This window comes from Candidatus Woesearchaeota archaeon, assembly GCA_030651375.1.
Lineage (GTDB): Archaea > Nanobdellota > Nanobdellia > Woesearchaeales > UBA12501 > JAUSFM01.
In genome coordinates this window covers 1-4,864 of sequence record JAUSFM010000013.1, presented here as the reverse complement: position 1 = coordinate 4,864, position 4,864 = coordinate 1, and the positions used below count along the sequence as shown (strand labels likewise).

Genomic DNA, 4,864 nt, shown 5'->3' with positions numbered 1-4,864 from the left:
GAGGATTTCAACACAAACTGGTAGGCACCCGTGCCGTACTGGATACGTGCAACATCGTAGTTGGTCAGCGAAACAGACACACCATTTATAGTCGGTACAACAGTTTTGTAACCGCCACCACGACCGCCACCACTACCTCCTGCGCCACTTGCACCCTGAGCTCCACCTACACGTGCAGATGCTTGGTAGGTACTGAAATGGCTTACGTTGAATGATAAGGACGTACCAGTACTAGTTAATGTACAATTTGAACCACACGCGTGGAAAGTTCCGTCATCTTCATAGTCAACAACCACACCATCAGCATTATAACCAAAGCCTTTCATGGTAATGTTTGCCGGAAGGTTTCCACCGCCAAGAGCAGTGCTATTGACATACACCAAATCCGCTACTGAAACATTCACATACGAATTCAAGTTACCGGTGAAATTAACACCAACATTGAATGCAACACCAGTTCCAGTATCACTTGAAACAGCAAGAGTTGCACCAGACATATTCGCGTTTACAATCATCGTGCAACTGGATGTGCTGAGTGCCGCATTATCTGAAACAATATTAAACACACTCGTACTTGAATTAGTCACATTACAATAACCAATGACACTCGCACCAGTCACATTACTGTAAATAATGCTCGTATTACTCGTATTCTTGACAGTTATATTGTGGAAGGAAATGAAACTACTTCCATTAACATAAATACCGAAACCACTCGGAGACAACCCCGGCCAACCCTGACCAGCAAGCCACAACGTTGACAAATTAACAAAGCTACTATTCCAAGAAATATTAATCAGTGCGAGTGAGGTGCCATTGATGTTTGAGATGGTCACATTATCATAGTCTGAAGAGATATTGGTACTATTCAGGATTTTAATGCCGTTCGCACTCGCATTAATGATGTTGAAATTGCTGATGTTGATTCGGCTTGCATTGATGAGGAACAGACCGACACCGTTGGCATTCGTGCTGTTGAAACCATTCAACGTCAGGTTGGCACCGGTATCAATAGCAAAGGTGTTTAGGGTGTTGTTGTTTCCGTCTGCGCTGATGTTTTGCAGTCTGCTGTTGGATGTGTGGTTGAATAAGAAACCGTATACCGAGGCATTGCGTACATGCTCGCCGAGCGCTGTGATGTTAGTTGCATTGTAGAAGACAACCCCACCAACCGAATTGTTGCGGTAGGTGTTGTTCTGGAGCGTCAGGTTGTCAGACGTGTTAACCACAAGGCCGTAGCCCGGTGCAGAAACCGCAAAGATGACGTCATTATTGCTGAAGTTGACATCGTTTGACGAGGTGTTGATGAGCACGTTGATGCTGCTGTTCGCGAAGAGGTTATTGGAGATAGTGTTTGAGCTGCTGCTGTTCAGTTCGAGACCAATGCCGCCGGTAATGTTCATGACGCGGTTTGATTTGATGGTGTTGTTGCCGCTGCCTTCGAGGTACAATGCACGGGAACCCGCAGCGGTTGAGATGCTGAAGTTGTTGTCGAGGAACGTGTGATTGTCACCGTTGTGAATTGCAATTTCTGCAGTCGTTGCGTTTCCGTCACCAAACGAGTTATTGAGGATAGAGTGGCTGGATTCATTAGTGCGGAGCTGTGCCTGTGCAGCGCTGCTGAAACGGTTGTTGTACACCCACACACGCGGCGTTGTCAGGTTGATGTTAATCGCCATGGACTGATTGTCACGCGAAATAGTAAAGTTATTTCCGGTGATGTTAATATTCGTGCCGATGCGTGCCCAGAGCATGTCTCCGGTGATGTTGTCAAAGCTGTTGTTGAGGATGGTGATATTCGCCGCAGTGCCATTGCCGCCGTCAGTCAGGCCACCAACAACAAGTCCGGGATAGATGAGGTGCTTAAGTACCACGGCGCTGACATTGACATTGCTACTGTTGGTTATATTGATACCAACTGTTGTTGTTGCCTGATCTTTCGGATCCTGCGCCGTGCCATTGCCATAGAACAGACCCATAACCGTGCAGTTGACAACATTTGAACCGGCATTAGTGTTGTTGACGAGGAGCCATTCGCGACGCGCCGTGCCGCCGAGTGAAAAGTTGCCGTTTGCAGCAGACTGGCCAGAACAATCAACGATAACCGAGTTGTTGCTGGACGCATTCACAACAAGCGTTGCGTTGTGGTAGGTGCCCGGGCAGAGTTTGAGCGTGTACCCAACAAGATTTTCGCTGAGGTTTTTCACCGGACGTATGTTGGCGCTGCTGTCATCACAGTCAACGGGAAAGGTATCGTTACCACCGGTCGTCGTGAACCCGTCAACGTCAGCATCAACCGCATTACCAATGCTTAAGTTAATTTCTCCCTGCGTGCTGGCACTCGTCCAGTCAGTGAGGTTGAATTCATACACCGTGGAGGATACACCGAGCGATGTACAGGTGCCTACTTCGCACCGAGTGCTGTTTTTGTAGGCAACTGCCCGCACAGGGAAACTGCTGCTGGTGTCGATAAAAATAATGAGTGCGGTGGTATTGAGTTTTGTGTACATCGCTGTCATGTTCGCACTCGTGAAGTTATAGCGAATGCTCAGATTTGAACCCAGATGAAAGTTGGAGGTAAAAACAGTCATATCAGTAAGATTCCGCCACATAATGCTCCCATTGGAAGTGTTAAAAGTAATGCTATTGTTGGTGGTTGCACCTGTGGTGTCATTGATTGCGTGGGTTGTGGCATTGTAGATAGTTATGTTGATTATCTGGTTTGCCTGTCGATTTGCATTTCCGCCGGAAAGGCCGGTAAGGTTTAATCCGATGCTCGTGTTTCGTATCGTGTTGGTGGACAGCGTGCTGTTTTCGCTATCAACCAAGACAATGCCGTGGCTTCCGCCGAAGTTGTTGATGTCGTTACGGGTGATATTTGTTGCAGACGAATTAATCACAAAAATACCGGCGCCTGCAGTGAGCGACCCGTTGAAAACAATGGAACTGTTGAGGATGGTGTTGTTGTTTGAATTATTGCCGATAATAATGGCGCCCGTGATAGCAGTTGTTGCACCGCCGGCTGCATCGCTCATGTTGAGGATGGTAATGTTTCTGAAGTGGTTATGGCTGGAGGTGTTAATGCGGATGCCGATGGACGTGTTAATAAACCGGTCGCCGGTAAACAAGTTTGAACGGCTCTGGTGGAGCGTTACGGGAATGCCAGTCATGTTGGGGAAGAAATTATCTGAAAGTGTATTATTGTCGCTGAGTGTGAAATGAATGCCGGTTGAATTTTGACCCTTGCCGTTGGTGAAGTTATTCTCGCGGATGGTGTTGTTGTCGCTGTTGTCCAAAAAGAGGCTGTAGGTAGCGTTGGCAAAACTGTTATTATTGATAATGTGGCTTGAGCCGTTGCTTTTGACATACGGCAAGGGGGCATTCGTTGAAAATCGGTTGCCGTAGAGCACAACACGGTTGGTGGAAAGGTTCACTCCCAAAGAGGAACTGGCATTGAAACTAGCTCCGGTGATGCTAATATTGATAAATGAAAGATTAATATTGTTTCCATTTTTTGCCCAGATAACATCGTGGAGGTTAGTGTCGCTCGTGCCGCCGGTGATGTTGCTAAATTCTGAATTCATGATGGTGATGTTGTTTGAGTCGCCGGCAATGTGCACGCCGCCGAAGTTGGTGTCGCGGACTTGGAAGTTTTTAATGACAACATTACTACTGTTGGTAATGTTGACGGCGATTGTTTGGTTGGTCTCAGCTGCGGTTTGGTTTTTGTCACCAATGCCGATAAGGGTGCAGTTTTCAATGGTAACGACGCTGGTGGTGCCGTTGATATGTATCCAGTTCCTCAAGCTTGCATTGCCGCTGACCTCGCTGCCGGTCGCATTAATAGTAAAATTTGCACCGTGCCCGGTGGTGTTTCCAGTATTGTTGCCATTGCAGCCGATGATGAGATTTGCATTACTTGATGAGTTTATGATAATAAGACTGTTTTCATAGACGTAAGAAGCACCAGAACAAATTTTAAGAACACTAATACTACCGTTGATAAAATTATCGCTGTTGTTCATCAACGGCCGCGTTCCTGCAGTGTCGTCATCACAGTCCCGAGGAAATGTTGCAGTCGGGGTGGTGTCATCAAAACCATCACTATCAGCATCAGTAGCATACACGGACAACGCAGTAGTGAGAATGAAAAAGAAAAGAAGGAACGTGAGCCATGACTTCAAAGCAAGAGAGCCTTGTCTTGCAAAAAAAGGATTTTTTGTTGTTACCTGTTTTACATCCATACAAAACACCCGTTATTGTTAAAAAAAGTATAAAAATAAAAAAAATTGATTAAAATGACTGTTTCTTTTTCCTGAAGTGCATCACCAACAGCAACACGATAATCACGACCACAATCAGGGTCAGAACCGTGCTTGCGCCAAGTTTCTTCTTGGCAGGTGCATATGCTTCAGGTTCCTGATCAACCTGTGCTCCTTCGTACGCAGCTGCAGGTGCAGTTTCTTCCACTGCTGCTCCTGTTTGTTCAACCGATGGAGCACTGGGCTCTGAAGGTGCAGTTTCTGGAGCAACAACCGGTGCTACTGCAACTGGCGCAGATGCTCCCAGCTTGACAACAAAGGTTGCCAAGTTATGAGTGACTGACACCAAGCTAATGCTGACGTCGCTCGTTCCATCTTTATCAAGATCCAAGGATAATGCCCTGCCTGCCATCATGTTGTAATCTTGTTGAGCAATGCGTACAGCAACCTCATCTTTGCCGGAGGATTTCAACACAAACTGGTAGGCACCCGTGCCGTACTGGATACGTGCAACATCGTAGTTGGTCAGCGAAACAGACACACCATTTATAGTCGGTACAACAGTTTTGTAACCGCCACCACGACCGCCACCACTACCTCCT

The 4,864-nt window shown here is 46.8% G+C and carries 2 protein-coding genes; both read right to left on the bottom strand.

The genetic code is table 11. From position 1 onward, the window contains the following. Positions 1-4,244 (bottom strand): right-handed parallel beta-helix repeat-containing protein (locus Q7R76_04040; protein ID MDO8642730.1); only part of this gene is annotated, 4,244 nt, incomplete at its 3' end. Positions 4,245-4,293: 49 nt separating this feature from the next. Then, on the bottom strand, positions 4,294-4,864 hold a 571-nt coding region (locus Q7R76_04035; GenBank protein ID MDO8642729.1), incomplete at its 5' end, for a hypothetical protein.